The organism is Streptomyces sp. NPDC048254 (assembly GCF_043201895.1).
In the GTDB taxonomy this organism is placed as follows: domain Bacteria; phylum Actinomycetota; class Actinomycetes; order Streptomycetales; family Streptomycetaceae; genus Streptomyces.
In genome coordinates, this window is sequence record NZ_JBICZJ010000011.1 from 284,482 (window position 1) to 303,584 (window position 19,103).

Annotated in this window: 15 protein-coding genes and 1 riboswitch; of the genes, 11 read left to right on the forward strand and 4 right to left on the reverse strand. The window is 71.5% G+C overall.

The window, feature by feature from the left end; translation table 11 throughout:
* The first annotated feature begins 99 nt into the window (after positions 1-99).
* The 3 genes from trpD to ACGFZQ_RS30165 all read left to right on the forward strand — a co-directional run bounded on the left by trpD (position 100) and on the right by ACGFZQ_RS30165 (position 5,129).
* Positions 100-1,164, forward strand: coding sequence for an anthranilate phosphoribosyltransferase (gene trpD / locus ACGFZQ_RS30155; RefSeq protein WP_393842989.1), 1,065 nt, complete (start codon positions 100-102; stop codon positions 1,162-1,164).
* Positions 1,165-1,263: 99 nt separating this feature from the next.
* Positions 1,264-1,380: riboswitch (SAM riboswitch) on the forward strand.
* A 144-nt stretch (positions 1,381-1,524) separates the two neighbouring features.
* Complete coding sequence (locus tag ACGFZQ_RS30160) at positions 1,525-2,913, forward strand: aminotransferase class V-fold PLP-dependent enzyme (protein ID WP_393842990.1); 1,389 nt, start codon at positions 1,525-1,527, stop codon at positions 2,911-2,913.
* 68 nt (positions 2,914-2,981) lie between these two features.
* A complete protein-coding gene (locus ACGFZQ_RS30165; protein WP_393842991.1) occupies positions 2,982-5,129 on the forward strand; it encodes a PQQ-binding-like beta-propeller repeat protein in 2,148 nt (715 codons plus the stop codon).
* On the opposite strand, the gene ACGFZQ_RS30170 is transcribed toward ACGFZQ_RS30165, so the two are convergent.
* Positions 5,130-5,411 (reverse strand): Lrp/AsnC family transcriptional regulator, encoded by a 282-nt coding sequence (locus ACGFZQ_RS30170; RefSeq protein ID WP_024882613.1) that lies wholly within the window; start codon positions 5,409-5,411, stop codon positions 5,130-5,132. It lies immediately after the preceding gene.
* Positions 5,408-6,151, reverse strand: a complete 744-nt coding sequence (locus ACGFZQ_RS30175) for a rhomboid family intramembrane serine protease (RefSeq protein ID WP_351732339.1) — start codon at positions 6,149-6,151, stop codon at positions 5,408-5,410. Before ACGFZQ_RS30175 ends, ACGFZQ_RS30170 begins: the two co-directional genes overlap by 4 nt.
* A 152-nt stretch (positions 6,152-6,303) precedes the next feature.
* Between ACGFZQ_RS30175 and ACGFZQ_RS30180 the strand changes: the two genes are divergently transcribed.
* From ACGFZQ_RS30180 to ACGFZQ_RS30200, 5 genes are all read left to right on the forward strand, one after another.
* Positions 6,304-6,543, forward strand: a complete 240-nt coding sequence (locus tag ACGFZQ_RS30180; protein WP_266954405.1) for a hypothetical protein — start codon at positions 6,304-6,306, stop codon at positions 6,541-6,543.
* Between the two features lie 40 nt (positions 6,544-6,583).
* Positions 6,584-7,927, forward strand: coding sequence for an NYN domain-containing protein (locus ACGFZQ_RS30185; RefSeq protein WP_351732343.1), 1,344 nt, complete (start codon positions 6,584-6,586; stop codon positions 7,925-7,927).
* A 210-nt stretch (positions 7,928-8,137) separates the two neighbouring features.
* A complete protein-coding gene (locus ACGFZQ_RS30190) occupies positions 8,138-9,172 on the forward strand; it encodes an NlpC/P60 family protein (RefSeq protein ID WP_351732346.1) in 1,035 nt (344 codons plus the stop codon).
* A 434-nt stretch (positions 9,173-9,606) separates the two neighbouring features.
* On the forward strand, positions 9,607-10,623 hold the full coding sequence (locus ACGFZQ_RS30195; RefSeq protein ID WP_393842992.1) for an NlpC/P60 family protein: 1,017 nt from the start codon (positions 9,607-9,609) through the stop codon (positions 10,621-10,623).
* A gap of 30 nt (positions 10,624-10,653) precedes the next feature.
* Positions 10,654-11,850: a hypothetical protein gene (locus tag ACGFZQ_RS30200; RefSeq protein ID WP_393842993.1), complete on the forward strand. Its 1,197-nt coding sequence runs from the start codon at positions 10,654-10,656 to the stop codon at positions 11,848-11,850.
* A 12-nt stretch (positions 11,851-11,862) separates the two neighbouring features.
* Here ACGFZQ_RS30200 and ACGFZQ_RS30205 read toward each other — a convergent pair whose 3' ends face one another.
* Positions 11,863-13,098: a glycosyltransferase 87 family protein gene (locus tag ACGFZQ_RS30205; protein ID WP_393842994.1), complete on the reverse strand. Its 1,236-nt coding sequence runs from the start codon at positions 13,096-13,098 to the stop codon at positions 11,863-11,865.
* Positions 13,099-13,209: 111 nt separating this feature from the next.
* Here ACGFZQ_RS30205 and ACGFZQ_RS30210 point away from each other — a divergent pair, with 111 nt between their 5' ends.
* Both ACGFZQ_RS30210 and ACGFZQ_RS30215 read left to right on the forward strand, forming a co-directional pair.
* Positions 13,210-14,352 (forward strand): glycosyltransferase family 4 protein, encoded by a 1,143-nt coding sequence (locus ACGFZQ_RS30210; protein WP_393842995.1) that lies wholly within the window; start codon positions 13,210-13,212, stop codon positions 14,350-14,352.
* Between the two features lie 211 nt (positions 14,353-14,563).
* Complete coding sequence (locus tag ACGFZQ_RS30215) at positions 14,564-16,147, forward strand: GMC oxidoreductase (RefSeq protein WP_393843039.1); 1,584 nt, start codon at positions 14,564-14,566, stop codon at positions 16,145-16,147.
* 4 nt (positions 16,148-16,151) lie between these two features.
* Here the strand turns inward: ACGFZQ_RS30215 and ACGFZQ_RS30220 are convergent, their stop codons facing one another.
* Complete coding sequence (locus ACGFZQ_RS30220; RefSeq protein WP_393842996.1) at positions 16,152-17,948, reverse strand: AMP-dependent synthetase/ligase; 1,797 nt, start codon at positions 17,946-17,948, stop codon at positions 16,152-16,154.
* Between the two features lie 316 nt (positions 17,949-18,264).
* On the opposite strand from ACGFZQ_RS30220, the gene ACGFZQ_RS30225 reads away from it, so the two are divergent.
* On the forward strand, positions 18,265-19,062 hold the full coding sequence (locus tag ACGFZQ_RS30225; RefSeq protein ID WP_351732360.1) for a metallophosphoesterase: 798 nt from the start codon (positions 18,265-18,267) through the stop codon (positions 19,060-19,062).
* The last annotated feature ends 41 nt before the right edge of the window (positions 19,063-19,103 follow it).

Below are 19,103 nucleotides of genomic sequence, written 5' to 3' on the forward strand. Positions count from 1 at the left end.
CCCGTCCGGTGTACGGATGGGGGCCCTTCGCCGTGCCCGGAGCTGGATAGGGTAGGCGTGACACTGCTTTTTGCCGGTACGACCATCAGGAGCGGCCTTATGAGCGCTGTGACCCCCGCTGGAGGCGACATCGCGGCGGGCCGTTCCTGGCCCGAGGTACTGAACGCGCTGCTGTACGGCCAGGATCAGAGCGCCGACGCGACGGCCTGGGCGATGGACCAGATCATGCGCGGCCAGGCGACCGACGCCCAGATCGCGGGCTTCGTCGTCGCCCTGCGGGCCAAGGGCGAGACGGTCGACGAGATCAACGGCCTGGTCCGCACGATGTACGCGCACGCCAACGTCATCGAGGTACCGGGCCGCACGGTGGACATCGTCGGCACCGGCGGTGACGGCGCCAAGACGGTGAACATCTCCACGATGTCGGCACTGGTGGTGGCCGGCGCCGGGGCGAAGGTCGTCAAGCACGGCAACCGGGCGGCGTCCTCCGCGTCCGGTGCCTCGGATGTCCTGGAGAAGCTCGGCGTCAACCTCGATCTGACCCCGCAGCGGGTCGCCGAGGTCGCCGAGGAGGCCGGCATCACCTTCTGCTTCGCCGTCAAGTTCCACCCGGCGCTGCGCCATGCGGGCGCGGCCCGCGGCCAGCTGGGCATCCGCACGGTGTTCAACATCCTCGGCCCGCTGACCAACCCCGCGCAGGTGCGGGCCCAGGCGGTCGGCGTCGCGGATCCGCGCATGGCGCCGGTCGTCGCGGGCGTCTTCGCGGAACGCGGCAACTCCTCCCTGGTCTTCCGCGGCGACGACGGCCTCGACGAGCTGACGACCACCGCCACGTCCCACGTCTGGATCGTCCGCGACGGCAAGGTCACCGAGGAGACCTTCGACCCGCGGGACGTCGGCATCGAGCTGGTCCCGGTGGAGGCGCTGCGCGGCGGCGACCCGTCGTACAACGCGGAGGTCGCCCGCCGGCTCCTGGACGGCGAGACGGGCCCGGTCCGCGACGCGGTCCTGCTGAACTCGGCGGCGGCGCTGGTGGCCCTGGACCCGGGCACCGGAACGCTGGCCGAGCAGATCCGGGCCGGCATGGACAGGGCGGCGGAGTCGATCGACTCGGGCGCGGCCAAGCGGGTGCTGGAGCGCTGGGCGGCGGCGACCAACCGGTAGGCGCCGAGCGGGAAGAGCACGTGGCGCCGGCGCCCTCGTCAGTCCGTCATCCGGACAGAAGTTGCGCGCCGGCGATCACTTCATCTACGTTCTCAGTCAGGTCATGAGTGACAGTCATGAGGCCCCGGCCGACTGTCCGGCAACCCTCCGTCCGTGGCGGGGTGCCCCGGGTGAAGACCAGGCCGTAGGCAGTGAGGTCTGCGGCAAGCGCGGATCCCTCACGCTCTTCTGAAAGAGCACAGCCCAGGGATCCTGGTCATCGAGGGAGTCTCCCGTGAGCAAGCGAATGCGCTAGGGCGTCGAGCCCCACTTCCGCGCACCCCTTTTCACTTTCTTCTTTCCTCTCACGGGAGTTCCGCCATGTCCGTCTCCACCGCTGCCTCCGCCCAGCCCGTTTGCAGCAACATTCCGGGGCCGCTGCCCGTTCTGGGGCGGGATGTCACCGTCCCGCTCGTCACCGGCGGCGAGGTCTCCTACGCCGCCCTCGACTACGCGGCCAGCGCCCCCGCGCTCCAGCGGGTCTGGGACGACGTGGCGGCCTACGCGCCCTACTACGGCAGCGTCCACCGCGGTGCCGGCTACCTCTCCCAGCTGTCGACCGACCTCTTCGAGAACGCCCGGAAGACCGTCGCCGAGTTCCTCGACTGCCGCCCCGACGACCAGCTGGTCTTCACCCGCTCCACGACGGACTCCCTGAACCTCCTGGCCCGCGCCCTGCCCGCCGACTGCCAGGTCTTCGTCTTCGAGACCGAGCACCACGCCTCCCTGCTGCCCTGGCAGGACGCCCGGGTCACCTACCTCAACGCCCCGCGCACCCCGCGGCAGGCGGTGGCGACCCTGGAGCGCGCCCTGGCCGACCGCACTGTGTCCATTGAAGGGGGCTACGGGCCGGCCCTGGTCTGCGTCACCGGCGCCTCGAACGTCACCGGCGAACTGTGGCCGGTCCGCGAGCTGGCCGCCGCCGCGCACGCGCACGGCGCCCGGATCGTCCTGGACGCGGCCCAGCTGGCCCCCCACCACCCGGTCTCCGTCCGTGACCTCGACGTCGACTGGGTCGCCTTCTCCGGCCACAAGCTGTACGCCCCCTTCGGCTCCGGCGTCCTCGCGGGCCGCGCCGACTGGCTCCAGGCCGCCGAGCCCTACCTCGCGGGCGGCGGCGCCAGCCGCAGGGTCACCCGGCGCGAGGACGGGGGAGTGGCCGTGGAGTGGCACGAGAGCGCCGCGCGGCACGAGGCCGGGTCGCCCAACGTCATCGGCGCCTACTCCATCGCGTCGGCCTGCAAGGCCCTCACCGAGGCCGGCTTCGACACGCTGGTCGCCCGCGAGCAGCACCTCATCGAGGAGGTGCGGGCGGGGTTGGCCGAGGTTCCCGAGGTCCGGATCCTCTCCCTCTTCGGCGACGACGCCCCCCGCGTCGGAGTGATCAGCTTCGTGGTGGACGGCTGGAACAGCTCCCACTTCGCCGCGGCCCTCTCGGCCGAGTACGGCATCGGCGTCCGCGACGGCCTCTTCTGCGCCCACCCGCTGGTCAGGACCCTGCTGGGCTCCGACCCCCAGACCCAGGGCGAATGCGGGGCGCCCGATGCGGCACCGGGCGAGAAGTCCCTGAACGCGATCCGGGTGAGCTTCGGCGCGGGGACGCCGGACGAGCATGTGGAGCGGTTCGTGAACGCCGTCAAGGAGCTGGTCCGGGATGGCGCGAAGTGGAACTACCGTACGGAGGACGGCCGTTGCGTACCGGCCGTCTGACGGACTGACGTCCAGCCGCGCGTATACGCTTCCTTCGGCAGCTGTACGGAGGGCAGGGGGAGCACGGGGTGGAGGAGCTGCGCGAGACGGACCCTCGGACCATCGGTCCCTACGAGGTCCGGGGCAGACTCGGATCCGGCGGCATGGGCGAGGTGTATCTCGCCGAGGCGCGCGGTGGTCTGCGGCTCGCCGTGAAAGTGGTGCGCGCCGAACACGCGGAGGACCGCACCTTCAGGGCCCGGTTCCGGCACGAGGTGCGGGCCGCGCAGACCGTCGGCGGCGCGGGGACGTACACCGCCCGCGTCGTGGACGCGGACACCGGGGCCGTACGGCCGTGGATGGCCACCGAGTACGTGGACGGGCCGAACCTGCGGGACGCGATCCTCGACGGCGGCCCCCTGGCCGGCGACGCGGTACGGCTGCTGGCGGCCGCGCTGGGCGAGGCGCTGGCCGCGATCCACGCCAAGGGGCTGGTGCACCGGGACCTCAAGCCCTCCAACATCCTGCTGGCGCCGGACGGCCCCCGGGTCATCGACTTCGGGATCGTCCGGGCCCTGGAAGGGACGGCCCTGACCCGGACCGGGGTGATCGTCGGGTCGGTCGGCTATGTCTCGCCCGAGCAGATCCGCAACGGCGCCCACGTGGGACCGGCCAGTGACGTCTTCTCGCTGGGCGCGGTCCTCGCGTACGCGGCGGGCGGACGGGAACCTTTCGGCGAGGGGCAGGACTCGGTCGTCCTGCTGCGGATCCTGACCGGGGACGTCGACCTGTCCGTCGTACCGAAGGACCATCTGGAGCTCGTGGAGTCCTGTCTGCGCGACGACCCCGGGGCGCGGCCGACGCCCGCGGACGTGGTCGCGGCGGTGGGGCATACCGGGCGTTCCCTCCGCGCAGGCCTCGGGGCGGGGTGGTACGCCGGCCGCGCCACGGCGGAATCGGGGACCGCGGACGGCGATGAGCGCTGGGTGCCGGAACACGGGTCGGGGGAGCGGGACAGCCGCGTCGAGTACGTGGCGCCCGCGACGGTCACGGACCTGCCCGTGACCTCGCCGGCTGCCGCCCCGGCCTCCCGGCGGCGGCTGCTGGCGGCTCTGACGGGCGGTGCGGCGGTCGTGGCGGGCGGCGGCGTCGGCGGGTGGCTGTGGCTGCGGGACTCCTCGGCGGGCCCGGGTCCGGCGGTGCGGGAGGGGCGGACCGGCACGGTCTCGTCGTCGGCGACCCAGGTGGGGTGGCAGTACCCGGTCCAGGGGCTCGGCGGACAGCGCGGCCCGTGTGCGGCGGTGTCGGCCGACGGGAACCTGGTGTACGTCGGCGGGGCGGACGGCTCGCTGCACGCGGTGGCGCCGAACGGCCGTCCCGTCTGGAGCACCGCGCTGGGCGGCCCGGTCATGCCCCCGCTCGCCACCGCCGACGGCGTGTACTGCCTGCTGTACGACAACGGGGAGGGCTCCACGAAGCTCTGCGCGCTCGGCCGGGGCGGCCGGGTGCGCTGGACCAGGCCGGTCGCCGGGAACAGCCAGGTCCCGGTGGCCGCGGGCGACCTGGTCCTGGTGTCCTACGGCCCCACGGACGCGGGCGGGGTGCGCGCGTACACCCCCGACGGCGGCGTCGCCTGGAGCACACCGACCGGGCCGGCGCCCACCAGCGAGCCCATGGTCGCGGACGGGGTGGTCTACGTCGGCACGTTCGGGGATCAGGTGCGGGCCCTGGACGCGAAGAGCGGGAAGCGGCTCTGGGCGACGGCGGCCGGCAGTGACACCGGCCGCCCGGCGCTGATCGGGGACGTCCTGGTGGTCGGGTCGGGCGGTGAGCAGATGCTGCACGGCATCAGCCGGACGGGCAAGGCGCTCTGGCACAAGTCCGGCAACGAGCTGCCGAGCGGCGGCCGCTACTTCACGAGCGTGTCGTTCGGCGGCCTGGCGGTCACCGCGAGCAGTTGGGAGCTGCTCGCCCTGGACCCCGCCGACGGATCGAAGGCGTGGGACCTCATGCTCACCGGCGAGGGCACCCAGTACAGCGATCCCACGGTCGCGGGCGACACCCTCTACGTACGCCAGGGCTCGACGCTCTTCGGCGTGAACCGCAAGGGCGGGCGCACCTGGCGCAAGCGCGTCGAGGGCGGGGCGTCGACAGGGACGCAGAGCCCGGTCGCCCACGACGGCCGGATCTACGTCGCGACCGCCGACGGCATCACCGTCCTCGCCCTCAAGGCCTGACTAGCTGTCCAGGCCGATCGCGAACGCCGCCTCCAGGTCGTGCTGGGAGTACGTGCGGAACGCGACGTGCGTGTCCGTGCCCTCCACGCCCTGGATCTTGCTGATCCGCCCCGGGATCACCTCGGCCAGGTCCTCGTGCTCCCGCACCCGGACCATGGCGATCAGGTCATACGTACCGGTGACGGAGAAGACCTCGCTGACGCTGTCCAGCGCGGCGATCTGTTCCGCGATCTCGGGGATCCGGTCCACGCTGGTCTTGATGAGGACGATCGCGGTGATCACGGCTGGTTCTCTCCCTCGGGAGCCGGAGCTGGGGCGGCCTTCACTTTAGTCCCACGGCCGTACCGCACCCACGCGTAGCCGAGGCCGAGTCCGAAGCCGACCAGATGGGCGAGGTAGGCCACGCCGGGGCCGGAGGGGGCCTGGCCCAGGGCGAGCCACTGCAGGGCCGCCCAGAAGGGGAGCACCACCCAGGCCGGGAACCGGAGCGGAAGGAAGAAGAGGAACGGCAGAAGACTGGTCACGCGGGCGCTGGGGAACAGGTACAGGAACGCTCCGAGGACCGCCGAGATCGCCCCGGACGCCCCCACCAGCGACTGCTGGGACGTGGCGTTGGCGGCCGCGTAGCCGAGCAGTGCGAGGTAGCCGCAGCCGATGTAGAAGAGGGTGAACTCCACGCGGCCCATCCGCTCCTCGGTCATCGCCCCGAAGACGAAGAGGAAGAGCATGTTGCCGAGCAGGTGCACCCAGCTGCCGTGGATGAACAGCGCCGTGGCCGGGGTGAGCGCCTCCCGCGCCGGACCGTCGAACAGGTCGGCGGGAACCACCCCCCAGTGCCGGAAGTACGCGCGCTGGGCGGCCGCCAGGGCGTCCCCGGTGCCGTAGGACGGGGTGAAGCCGGACGCCGGGCCGAGCACGAAGATCAGGCAGCACACGGCGATCAGGGTGTACGTCATGGGCGCCGAGGTGCTCCGCAGGCTCCGCAGGGTCCGGACGGCCTTCGGGTTCCAGTTGCCGATCATGGACATAGAGCATGGCGTAACGGGATGTACCGGTGCAGATCGCCTCGCCGCCGCGGACAGGGCGGCGTCGAGTACTCGCCAGGCCGTAGGGTAACGAGCCACACGCGTCGGGACGGCGCGTCACGGACACTAGAAGGAAGCGAACAGCCACGATGACGGTTCCCCTGCCGACCGCCACGACGCGGTGGCGCTGCACCCTCTGCGGCAACCTCACGCGCTTCGACGTGACCCGCTCGTCGAAGGTCGTGGAGTACGTGCACCTCGACCTGGCCGGTGAGCCCAAGGTCGAGGAGCGCGAGGTGGTCAATGAGACCATCGAGTCGGTGCGCTGCCGCTGGTGCAACGCGGTGGACCAGGTGGAGCTCGTGGACAGGCCGGGCGCCGACTCCTGAGACCGGGAGGCGGCCGCGCACAGGTGATGGGGTGTGACGGATGGTGGAGACCACAGGCGGGGGGCCGGGCGACGGCACCGCCGAGGTGCTTGACCGTCCGCTGCCCGACGGCGTGCGGCGGCGTGTCGTACAGATCGTGTCGGACGGCTTCGGCGGGCTGACCGTCGCCGAACTGCCCGCCCAGCTGCGGCAGTACGCCCGTTTCGCCCCTAATCGGCGGGCCAAGTTCGCCGGGAACGCCATGGCGACGGCGCTGGAGACGGACACCCTCTTCCGGCAGCGGATCGGGGAGAAGCTCAGAGAGGCCCAGCCGGAACTCGCCGGCGCCCTCGACTCCGGCTCCCCGCCCCCGGCCGCGGACCCGCTCGATGTGGCGGCCGCGGCCTACGTACTGCGCCCCACGGGCTGGGTGAAGCTGGTGGCGGCGGCCGGCGAGGAGGCCCAGCGGGCCGACGCCGAGCGCGCCGACGAGGAGAGCCGGGCCGAGCTGGAGCGGCTGCGCGAGGAGCTGGACCGGGCCAGGGAGCAGACCCGGGCCGAGACGGAGCGGCTGCGCGCCGAGCTGGACTCGGCGAAGAGGGAAGCGGAATCGCTTCACCGCAAGCTGCGCGCGGCCCTCAGTGACGTCAAGCGCGGTGAGGCCGCGCTGCGCAAGATGCAGGGCGAGATGGAGACGGTGCGCACCGAGGGGCAGGCCCAGGTCTCCGCCGCCGAGAGCGAGGGGCGGCGGCTCAAGGCCCGGCTCGGCGAGGTCGAGGCCGCCCTGGAGGCCAGCCGCCGGGCCGCCCGCGAGGGACGCAGCGTCGAGGACATGAGGGTACGGCTGCTGCTCGACACCGTGCTGGACGCGGCCCAGGGCCTGCGCCGCGAACTGGCGTTGCCGCCGGTGTCGGTGCGGCCCGCCGAGACCGTGGATGCGGTCGAACCGGGACGAATGACCCCGAAGGACATCGCGGCCCGGGCGCTCTCCGAGAACGACCCGGCCATTCTCAATCAGCTACTCGCCCTGCCCCAGGCGCACTTGGTCGTCGACGGCTACAACGTGACCAAGACCGGCTATCCGCAGATGCCGCTGGAGAAGCAGCGGCTGCGGCTGCTCGGCCAGCTCTCCCAGCTGGCCGCGCAGACCGGCGCCGAGGTCACCTGTGTCTTCGACGGCGCCGAACTGGCCGCGCCGGTGCTGCTCGCCCCGCCGCGCGGGGTCAGGGTCCTCTTCTCCAAGCCCGGTGTCACCGCGGACGAACTGATCCGCCAGCTGGTGCGCGCCGAGCCGCCGGGCCGGCCGGTGATCGTCGCCTCGACCGACCGCGAGGTCGCCGACGGGGTCGCCAAGGCGGGTGCCCGTCCGGTGGCTTCTGCGATGCTTCTGAAGCGACTGTCCTGAAGGTTCAACGGACATATGCAATGCCCGAATTGACCGAACCGTCACGCAACGTAGCGTCAATCGAGCATTACGGCACGTGAGTTATGTGCAAAGAGTGCGTTGCGTGACCAGTTTTTTCGCTGTTGGGTTTGAACTGATCACAGGGAGGTCACTAGGGTCGGGCCTCGAACCTCCACACGGGTGATCACTCAAACGAAGGAGCCCGTCTCCGTGGCGTCCCATCGTCGACCCAAGCAGCCGAGTCGCGCGCGCGTGACCGTGCTGACCACCGCAGCCGCCGCTGCCGTCGTCCTCAGCGCCAACGCCGCCAACGCGGCGCCCAGCGAGAAGCTGACCAAGGACGAGGTCAAGGCGAAGGTCGACAAGCTCTACGAGGAGGCCGAGCAGGCCACCGAGAAGCTGGACGGAGCCAAGGAGAAGCAGCAGAAGCTGCAGAAGGAGATCTCCACGATCCAGGACAATGTGGCCCGTGGTCAGGAGGATCTCAACAAGCTGCGGGACAGCCTCGGTTCGCTGGCCACCGCGCAGTACCGCTCCGGCGGCATAGACCCGTCGGTCCAGCTCTTCCTCTCGTCCGACCCGGACGACTACCTCGACAAGGCGTCCACGCTCGACCAGTTGAGCGGCCAGCAGGTCGAGGCTCTCAAGAAGATTCAGGACAAACAGCGCGAACTCGCCCAGGAGCGGGCAGAGGCGACGGACAAGCTCAAGGACCTCTCCTCCACCCGCACCGAGCTGGCCAAGCAGAAGAGCGCCGTCCAGTCCAAGCTCGCCGACGCGCAGAAGCTCCTCAACACCCTGACGGCCAAGGAGAAGGCCGCCCTGGACGCCGAGCAGGCCCAGGCCGCCAGCCGCGCCTCCTCCCGCGTGGACCTCGGCAACACCGGCTCCGCCTCCGGCCGGGCCGCCGCCGCCTTCTCCGCCGCCCAGTCCGTGATCGGCTCGCCGTACGTCTACGGCGCCTCCGGCCCGTCCTCCTTCGACTGCTCGGGCCTGACCTCCTGGGCCTACGCCCAGGCCGGCGTCACCATCCCGCGCACCTCCGAGGCCCAGGCCAACGCCGGCACCCGGATCTACAGCCAGAGCGACCTCAAGGTCGGCGACCTGGTGATCTTCTACGGCGACTACCACCACGTCGGCCTCTACGCGGGCAACGGCCAGGTGCTGCACGCCCCGCACACCGGTGCCGTGGTGCGCTACGAGTCGATCGGCAACATGACGTTCGAGTTCGGCGTCCGGATCTGACCCCAGCGGGTTACGGCGACACCCGTACGGCCCAAGATCAACCCGAGGTGGCGCCCGAACGGGCGAATCGCGACAACCGAAGATGACTCCACGCCCCGCCGGTGACCTGCGTCAGCGGCGGGGCGTCGTGTTCGTGTGCCCACAGAGGTCTTTGGCCGTGGACCGGTCGTATGGCTAGCATCGCCGCGTTCGGCGACAGAGTTGTCGGACCTACCGCCGGACGGGCGGGAAGTCACGCCTGCGGAGGTCGCGTAGGACCAGCCCACACGGGTTGGCGGCGGCCTGTGAAACAGGAACCCGTGGTGGCGCCGCTGTGCGGCGCGGACCGGAATCTCCTGCCCTCGGGCGGGGGAGGGCGTCAATGTCTGGCGCGTTTCCCCCTTTACCCGGGGGAGACCGTCGGCGTCCGACAAACGGAAGGAGCGCGGTTTCCTGTGGGGTCTGATCGCCGTCTCGCATCGTCCGGGTTCAACCGGGGCGCCGGTGCCGCCCTCTGTGTGCTGTCGGCCGCGGCAGCCGCGCTCGGCGCCGTACCCGCGAGCGCGGCCCCGCACGGGGGTGACCGCGCCGAGGTGGACCGGCTGTACCGGCAGGCCGAAGAGGCGACCGAGGCCTACAACAAGGCCGACGAGCGGGCCGGCGCGCTGCGCCACGAGGTGAACGACTCCCAGGACCGCATCGCCCGCCAGCAGCTGCGCATCAACGCCATGCGGGAGGCGCTCGGTTCGCTCGCCGGCGCCCAGTACCGCTCCGGCGGCATCGACCCCACCGTCGCCCTGCTGTTCTCCGACGACCCCGAGGAGTACCTCGACCGGGCCTCCCTCCTCGACCGCATCGACGTCCGCCGGGCCGGGCAGCTCAGGGAGCTCCAGGCGGCGATGCGCGAACTCGCCCAGGAGCGCAGCGAGGCCGCCGGGGAACTCACCCAGCTGGAGCGCAGCCGCAAGGCGGTCGCCTCCCACAAGGCCACCGTGGAGAAGAAGCTCGCCAAGGCCCGGCGGCTGCTCAACGCGCTGCCCGCCGCCGACCGCGCCGCCTTCGAGCACGCCTCCCGCGGCGACGACCGCGCCGACCTGCCCGACCTCTCCGGGGTCAGTGCCCCCGACGGCCGCGCCGCCGCCGCGGTGGCCGCCGCCCGCGCCGCCGTCGGCAAGCCGTACGTGTGGGGCGCCAGCGGACCCTCCGGGTTCGACTGCTCGGGCCTGATGCAGTGGTCGTACGCGCAGGCCGGGATCCATCTGCCGCGCACCTCGCAGGAGCAGCGGCACGCCGGCCACCAGGTCCCGCTCTCCCAGGCGCAACCCGGTGACCTGGTCGTCTACCGCTCCGACGCCAGCCATGTGGGGATGTACGTCGGCAACGGACAGGTCATCCACGCCCCCTACCCGGGCGCCCCGGTCCGCTACGACCCGGTCGGGATGATGCCCATCTCCTCCATCACCCGGCCCTGACTTTCGGGCCCCGACCCGTACGATCGGAAAGTGGCTGGTGGCAGGCGGGCGTGGCGCTCAGGAGCGGCGGGGCTGTGTCTGCTGCTCCTGCCGCTGACGGGATGCGGTGGCGGGCAGGCGGCGACCGGGTCGGCGATGGCCGAGGTGCAGCAGGTCCTGGACCGGCGCGCGGCCGCCGTCCTCGGCCATGACGAGAGGGCCTACGCCGAGACCGGTACCCGGAGCTCGTACGCCGACCTGCGGGCCGTACCGCTCGCGGACTGGAGCTACCGGCTGACCGCCCTGCACCCCGACGGCGCCGAGGCCACCGCCGACGCCCAGCTCCGCTACCGCATCCAGGGCTACGACAAGGCCCCCGTCACCACCGACCGCACCCTGACCCTCAGCCGCACCGCCGACGGCCACTGGTACGTCGCCGCCGACAAGCCCGCCGGGAAGTCGGGGCAGCAGCTCTGGGACCAGGGCACGGTGACGGCCGTCAAGGGCGCGCACAGCCTGGTTCTCGGCGTCGGCCAGTCCCGGGACACCCTGCGGGACTACGCCGGTCTCGCCGACACCGCCGTCCCCGAGGTCTCCAAGGCCTGGGGCACGGACTGGACCCAGCGGGTGGTCCTGGTCGTACCCCAGTCGCTGAACGGCATGGCGGGCCTGCTGGGCGCCCCCGCCTCCAACTACCGGGGCATCGCCGCCGTCACCACCGGCGAGGCGGGGGGTTCCGGCCAGGCCCCGGCGGACCGGGTCATCCTCAACCCGGATGCGTACGCGGTCCTCGGCTCGGTCGGCAAGCAGGTGGTCCTCACCCATGAGACGACCCATGTCGCCACCCGCGCGCACACCTCGGCCGCCACCCCGCTCTGGCTCTCCGAGGGGTACGCCGACTGGATCGGCTATCTCGACAGCGGCCGCACCCCCACCGAGGCCGCACCCGAGCTGGCCCGCGCCGTGCGGGACGGGGACCTCCCCGAGGACCTCCCGGAGGACAAGGACTTCGGCTTCACCGACGACCCCACCAAGCTGGCCGAGGCCTACGAGGGCGGCTGGCTGGCCTGCCGGATGATCGCCGCCCACTGGGGCGAGGAGCGGCTCGGCGCCTTCTACCGGGCCGTCGGCGCCCACCAGGGCCGTACGGGCGCCGTCGAGGACGCGCTGCGGAAGGAACTCGGCACCACCCTGCCGGACTTCACCGCCCGCTGGCGGGACTACCTGACGGGTCGGCTCGGCGGCTGAGCCGGCCCGCGCTCAGGAGGGGGCCGAGGTCTCCTTCGTGCGGGTGGCCCGAGCGGGCAGCGGAGCGGGCGGGGCCCCCGGCACCGTGGAGCGCCACAGCTGGCGGGCCGCCGTGACCGTCGCCGCGACCAGCAGGCCGTTGCGCAGGAGCAGCAGGGTGATGCCGTACCAGTCGCTCACCACGATGTGCGAGAAGCCGACCGGGAACTCCAGGACCGTCACGAAGGCGGCCAGGAGGACCAGGACCGCCGGCAGGGTCATCCGGCCGGCCCGGAAGCAGAGGCAGACGGCGGCCAGGCCCACCAGCCACACCATGTACTGCGGGCTGATCACCCGGCTGGTGACCGTGAACATCAGGACGGCCGTGAAGGCGGCGTCCGCGAGCGTGTGGGACCGGAAGCGGGCCGCGCACAGCCGCCACAGCAGCAACCAGCCGAAGGCGCACGCGGTCAGCACCAGGGCCGCCGCGCTCACCGCCTTCACCCGCGGGCCGAGGAATTCGATCGAGCCGTAGTTGAGCAGCACCTCGCCCTGCCAGCCGTAGTGCCGGGCGACGTGCAGGACCAGCGCGCCCAGCGACTCCACCTCGGTGCCCCGGTCCCGCTGGAAGGTCAGGAAGGCGAACGCGCCGGGCATGGCCACCGCGAACAGCACCCCGACCACGCCGGCCGTGACCGCCGCCGACGCCCAGGCCCGCCGCCGCACCGCACCCACAAGCAGCAGCGCCGGCCACACCTTGACCATCGCGCCGAAGCCGGCCAGCGCGCCCATCAGCCGGGGGTGCCGGGCCCCGGCGAGCAGCCCGGCGACGGCGACCGCGGTGACCATCAGGTCGTAGCGGGAGTAGACGGTCGGGCCGAGGAGCGGCACGCCGAGCACCCAGATCCAGGCGCCACGCAGGGTGCGGCCGGGGCGCAGGCCCGTGTAGAGGAGGAGGGCGAGCACCACCAGGTCGGCCAGGAAAGCCAGCACGAAGAAGGCGGTCGGGTAGTCCAGGAAGGGCAGCAGCCCGGGGGCGAGGATCGCCAGGGCGGCCGCGGGCGGGTACTGCCAGGTGACGTCGTCCAGCGGGAACGTTCCGTGCCGGAGGACCTCGTACCACCCCTGGTAGATCACCGACACGTCGCTCGTGACGTCGGCGCCCGGGAACACGAACACCTTCAGCACGAACAGCAGCAGCACCAGCCGGGTGGCACCCCAGACGACCAGCAGCAACGCCAGGGCACGCCTCTCGCCCGTCCTGTCCACCTGAGCCCCTGTCCGCCGACCTGCCTGGGAGTGCGCCACATGATCTCCCGACGCCCTGTGCGACGGCCATGAAGCACGGCCGAACACACTGTGCGGGTAGGGTCGGCCGCGATGCACAAGACCCTCATCGTGACGAACGACTTCCCGCCCCGGCCGGGCGGCATCCAGGCCTTTCTGCACAACATGGCCCTGCGGCTGGACCCGGAGCGGCTCGTGGTCTACGCGTCCACGTGGAAGCGGGGCCGGGAGGGCGTCGAGGCCACCGCCGCCTTCGACGCGGAGCAGCCCTTCACCGTCGTACGCGACCGTACGACGATGCTGCTGCCCACGCCGGGGGCGACCCGGACCGCGGTCGGGCTGCTCCGGGAGCACGGGTGCGCGTCGGTGTGGTTCGGGGCGGCGGCTCCGCTCGGGTTGATGGCGCCCGCGCTGCGGAAGGCCGGGGCACAGCGGCTGGTCGCCACGACCCACGGGCACGAGGCCGGCTGGGCGCAGCTGCCCGCCGCCCGGCAGCTGCTCGGGCGGATCGGGGACGCGACCGACACGATCACCTATCTCGGCGAGTACACGCGGTCCCGGATCGCGACCGCGCTGAGCGCCGGGGCGGCCGGGCGGATGGTGCAGCTGCCGCCGGGGGTGGACGAGAAGACGTTCCATCCCGGGTCCGGGGGCGCGGAGGTGCGGGCGCGGCTGGGGCTGAGCGAGCGGCCGGTGGTCGTGTGCGTCTCGCGGCTGGTGCCGCGCAAGGGCCAGGACACGCTGATCCTCGCGATGCCGCTGATCCTGGCCGCCCAGCCGGACGCGGTCCTGCTGATCGTCGGCGGCGGCCCCTACGAGAAGGAGCTGCGGCGGCTGGTCCGGGAGACGGGGGTCGAGGCGTCGGTGCGGTTCACGGGGGCCGTGCCGTGGTCCGAGCTGCCCGCGCACTACGGCGCGGGTGACGTCTTCGCGATGCCCTGCCGGACCCGGCGGGGCGGGCTGGACGTGGAGGGGCTCGGGATCGTGTACCTGGAGGCCTCGGCGACGGGCCTGCCGGTGGTGGCCGGGGATTCGGGCGGTGCCCCGGACGCGGTCCTTGACGGGGAGACCGGGTGGGTGGTGCGGGGCGGCTCGGTGGAGGAGGCAGCCGAGCGGATCGTCGTGCTGCTGGGGGACGCGGAGCTGCGGCGGCGGATGGGGGAGCGGGGGCGATTGTGGGTCGAGGAGCGGTGGCGGTGGGATCTCCTTGCGGAGAGGTTGAAGGCGTTGCTGTAGAGGGGTGGGTCGCGTTTCGTCTGCGGGTGCGTTCTGGCTGGTCGCGCCCACGCGGCGGCAGCCGCATATCAAATACAGCCCCGCGCCCCCTTTGGGGCGCGTTGTCACTAAGCCCGTCGCAGGCCTAGGCGGAACCGGAAAATCCGCACATGCTGCGCGCATGACAGCAAAACTGATGCAGCGTCAGGTGACTAGACGTCACATCCTGGGCATGATCGCCCTCCAGACCGCCGCCGCGGCCGGTCTCACCCGTGTCGGGCTCCAGTCGGCGCAGGCCGCCGAGGAGGCGGCAGCCGTCGACAACGCGCCCGCGATCGTGGTCGGTTCCGGGTACGGCGGGGCCGTGGCCGCGCTCCGGCTCGGGCAGGCCGGCGTGCGGACCCTGATGATCGAGATGGGCCGGCTGTGGAACACGGCCGGCTCCGACGGCAAGATCTTCTGTTCCACCGCCGCCCCGGACAAGAGATCCATGTGGTTCAAGTCCCGCACGGAGGCCCCGCTCGCCAGCTTCCTCTGGCTGGACGTCGTCAACAAGGACATCACCCCCTATCCGGGCGTCCTGGACCGGGTGCACTACGACAACATGTCCGTGTACGTCGGGCGCGGTGTGGGCGGGGGCTCGCTGGTCAACGGGGGCATGGCGGTCACCCCGCTCCAGTCGTACTTCACCGAGCAGTTCCCGACCGTGGACGCGAGCGCGATGTACAACACGTACTACCCGCGCGCCCGTTCCATGCTCGGCGTCAACACCGTCGACGCCACCTGGTTCGAGGCGACCGAGTGGTACCAGTTCACCCGGACCTCCAGGAAGGCCGCCGCCAACACCGGCCTCAAGACCACCTTCGTACCCAACGTCTACGACTTCGGGTACATGCAGAAGGAAGCCGCCGGCACCGCCACCAAGTCCGCGCTCGCGCAGGAGGTCATCTACGGCAACAACTACGGCAAGAAGAGCCTCGACAAGACCTACCTCGCCGCCGCCCTCGGCACCGGCAACCTCACCATCCACACCATGGAGAAGGTGAGGTCCATCAGCCGGGCGAGTGACGGGAGCTGGCTGCTCGGCGTCGACCGGATCGACGTGACCGGGGCCGTCGTGGAGAGCAAGCAGTACAGCTGTACCTACCTGTTCCTCGGCGGCGGGAGCCTCGGGACCACCGAACTGCTCGTACGGGCCCGGGACACCGGGGCGCTGCCCGCGCTCAACTCCAGTGTCGGCGCCGGGTGGAGCACCAACGGCAACACCATGCTCGGGCGCGCCAACCACATCTGGGACACCACCGGCGCCAACCAGGCGACCATGCCGGTGATGGGCATCGACGACTGGGCCAACACCGACAACCCGGTCTTCGCGGAGATCGCCCCGCTGCCCATCGGGTTCGAGACCTGGGTGAGCCTCTACCTGGCGATCACCAAGAACCCGCAACGGGCCTCGTTCACCTACGACTCCGCGAGCGACGGGGTGAAGCTGGGCTGGACCGCGGCCCAGAGCGCGGTCTCGGTCGCCATGGCCAAGAAGCTGTTCGACCGGATCAACTCGGCCAACGCGACGATCTACCGGTACGACCTGTTCGGGTCGGGCAGCAAGGTGTTCGCGGACGACTTCTGCTACCACCCGCTGGGCGGCTGTGTGCTGGGCAGGGCGACCGACGACTACGGGAGGGTGAAGGGGTACTCGAAGCTGTACGTCACGGACGGCTCCCTGGTGCCCGGGAACATCGGCGTGAACCCGTTCGTGACCATCACCGCGCTCGCCGAGCGGACGATGGAACGGGTTCTCGCCGAGGACATGTGAGCCGCTACTTGGCGTAGATGGCCTCGATCTCGCCCGCGTAGTCCTTCGCCACCACATTGCGCTTGAGCTTCAGGGACGGCGTCAGGTGGCCCGACTCCTCCGAGAACTGGGAGGACAGAATGCGGAACTTCCGCACCGATTCCGCCTTCGACACCGCGGCGTTGCCGTCGTCGACAGCGTCCTGGATCGCCGCGATCAGATCCGGGTCGTCACGCAGCGACGCCGCGGTGGAGCCCGCCGGCTTGCCGTGGTCGGCCGCCCAGCGGCCCAGGAACTCGTCGTCGATGGTGACCAGCGCGCCCACGAACGGCCGCCCGTCGCCGACCACCATGCACTCCGCGACCAGCGCGTGCGCCCGGATGCGGTCCTCGATCACGGCCGGGGCGACGTTCTTGCCGCCCGCGGTGACGATGATCTCCTTCTTGCGGCCGGTGATCCTGAGGTAGCCGTCCTCGTCCAGGGTGCCGATGTCGCCGGTGTGGAACCAGCCGTCGGCCAGCGCCTCGGCGGTCGCGCCGGGGTTGTTCCAGTACTCCCGGAACAGGTGCTCGCCGTGCAGCAGCACCTCGCCGTCGTCCGCGATCCGGATCACCGAGCCGGGCAGCGGCTGGCCGACCGTGCCGATCTTCTGCCGGTCCCAGGGGTTGAACGCGGTCGCGGCACAGGACTCGGTCAGGCCGTAGCCCTCCAGGACCGTGAAGCCGATACCGCGGAAGAAGTGGCCCAGGCGCTCGCCCAGGGGGGCGCCGCCGGAGATGGCGTACTCGCCCCGGCCGCCGAGCACCGCGCGCAGCTTGCTGTAGACGAGCTTGTCGAAGGTCTTGTGTTTGATCTTCAGGCCGAGGGGCGCGCCCGACGGCGTGTCCAGCGCCTTGCTGTACGCGATCGCGGTGTCCGCGGCCTTGTCGAAGATCTTGCCCTTGCCGTCCGCCTGCGCCTTGGCGCGCGCCGAGTTGTAGACCTTCTCGAAGACCCGCGGGACGCCGAGGACCAGCGTCGGCCGGAACGCGGCCAGTTCGTCGGTGAGGTTCTTGATGTCCGGGACGCAGCCCAGCTTGATCGGCGCCATCATCGGGGCGATCTGCACGAGCCGGCCGAAGACGTGGGCGAGCGGGAGGAAGAGGAGGACGCTGCACTCGCCGGTGCGGAACAGCGGGCGCAGGCGCTCCACGATGTTGCCGCACTCGGCGAAGAAGTTGCGGTGGGTGAGGACACAGCCCTTGGGGCGGCCCGTCGTCCCCGAGGTGTAGACGATGGTCGCCGGGTCGTCCGCCTTCGCCTGCGAGCTGCGCTCCTCGACGGTCGCGTCCGTGACGCCCTGGCCGAGCCGGCCCAGCTCCTCCAGGCCGCCGGCCTCGATCTGCCAGACGTGCTTGAGGGCCGGCAGCGCCTCGCGCACCGACTCGACGGTGGCCGCGTGGGTGTCGAGTTCGACGATGCAGGCGGTCACGCCGGAGTCGCCGAGGATCCACTGCACCTGCTCCGGCGAGCTGGTCTCGTACACCGGCACGGTGACCGCGCCGGCGCACCAGATCGCGAAGTCGAGGAGCGTCCACTCGTAGCGGGTGCGGGACATCAGGCCGACCCGGTCGCCCGGCTGGACGCCGGAGGCGATCAGACCCTTGGCGGCCGCGTGCACCTCGGTCAGGAAGGTGGTGGCGGTCACGTCCTGCCAGACACCTCCGACCTTCCGGGCCATGACGGCGACATCCGGATGCTGCGCGGCGTTTCTGCGGACGATGTCGGTCAGATTGCCGTCCGCGGGGACCTCGTACAAAGCCGGAAGGCTGAACTCGCGCAAGACTGCTGCTCCTCATAGGGCGCCGACGCCACGACGTTGTGCGATGCGACGGTTCGGTCCAAGGCTCGGGCAGGTACTCAGGGCTTCGCCACGGGCCGGAAGATCCGTTGGTTGAATTCCTGAGCACGACTGGACTGCCCGGACGTTACCCGCCGGTATGGCTTCTTCGACAGGGGGTCCCGGCGAGATGTTCGCTGCGTCACACAGGTTGGTGTTCCTTCGCGTACGGTAGTCCACGGCCTTAGTGACTGACCAGTAACCGCAGGTCCGGCCACCGCCTGTTCACGTTTGCCGCACAGGCCTACGCTTGATCACCATGGCAGCCACACCCTCCGGCAACCGAACGACCCGCGTCCACGTGGTCAGCGACGTGCACGGCAACGCCCGTGACCTGGCCAGTGCCGCTGACGGCGCGGACGCCCTGATCTGCCTCGGCGACCTGGTCCTCTTCCTCGACTACGCCGACCACTCGCGCGGCATCTTCCCCGACCTGTTCGGCGTCGAGAACGCCGACCGCCTCGTCGAACTCCGCACCGCCCGCCGCTTCGAGGAGGCCCGGGAGCTGGGGGCCCGGCTGTGGGCCGGGATCGGCATGGACCGGGCGACCGCCATCGAGAAGGCGGTGCGCAAGCAGTACGCCGAGATGTTCGCGGCGTTCCCGACCCCGACGTACGCCACCTACGGCAACGTCGACATACCGCCGCTCTGGCCGGAGTACGCCGGACCGGGCACCACGATCCTCGACGGGCAGCGGGTGGAGATCGGCGGCCGGGTCTTCGGCTTCGTGGGCGGCGGGCTGCGGACGCCGATGCGCACCCCCTACGAGGTCTCCGACGAGGAGTACGCGGCGAAGATCGAGGCGCTCGGCGAGGTCGACGTGCTGTGCACGCACATTCCGCCGGAGGTGCCGGAGTTGGTGTACGACACGGTGGCGCGCCGTTTCGAACGGGGCAGCCGGGCGCTGCTGGATGCCATCCGGCGCACCAGGCCGCGTTACTCGCTCTTCGGACATGTCCACCAGCCGTTGGTGAAGCGGATGCGGATCGGGGCCACCGAGTGCGTGAACGTCGGGCACTTCGCCGGTACCGGGCGGCCCTGGGCGCTGGAATGGTGACGACTGCCCCGGACGGGGTGAACTCGCCTGGTCGGACGCGC

Excerpts from the sequence above, each read along its gene's own strand:
- ACGFZQ_RS30180 (WP_266954405.1), top strand. The coding sequence starts at position 6,304 with ATGACGGTTCCCCTGCCGACCGCCACGACGCGGTGGCGCTGCACCCTC.
- ACGFZQ_RS30160 (WP_393842990.1), top strand. The coding sequence starts at position 1,525 with ATGTCCGTCTCCACCGCTGCCTCCGCCCAGCCCGTTTGCAGCAACATT.
- ACGFZQ_RS30175 (WP_351732339.1), bottom strand. The coding sequence starts at position 6,151 with ATGATCGGCAACTGGAACCCGAAGGCCGTCCGGACCCTGCGGAGCCTG.
- ACGFZQ_RS30210 (WP_393842995.1), top strand. The coding sequence starts at position 13,210 with ATGCACAAGACCCTCATCGTGACGAACGACTTCCCGCCCCGGCCGGGC.
- ACGFZQ_RS30185 (WP_351732343.1), top strand. The coding sequence starts at position 6,584 with ATGGTGGAGACCACAGGCGGGGGGCCGGGCGACGGCACCGCCGAGGTG.
- ACGFZQ_RS30225 (WP_351732360.1), top strand. The coding sequence starts at position 18,265 with ATGGCAGCCACACCCTCCGGCAACCGAACGACCCGCGTCCACGTGGTC.
- trpD (WP_393842989.1), top strand. The coding sequence starts at position 100 with ATGAGCGCTGTGACCCCCGCTGGAGGCGACATCGCGGCGGGCCGTTCC.
- ACGFZQ_RS30215 (WP_393843039.1), top strand. The coding sequence starts at position 14,564 with ATGATCGCCCTCCAGACCGCCGCCGCGGCCGGTCTCACCCGTGTCGGG.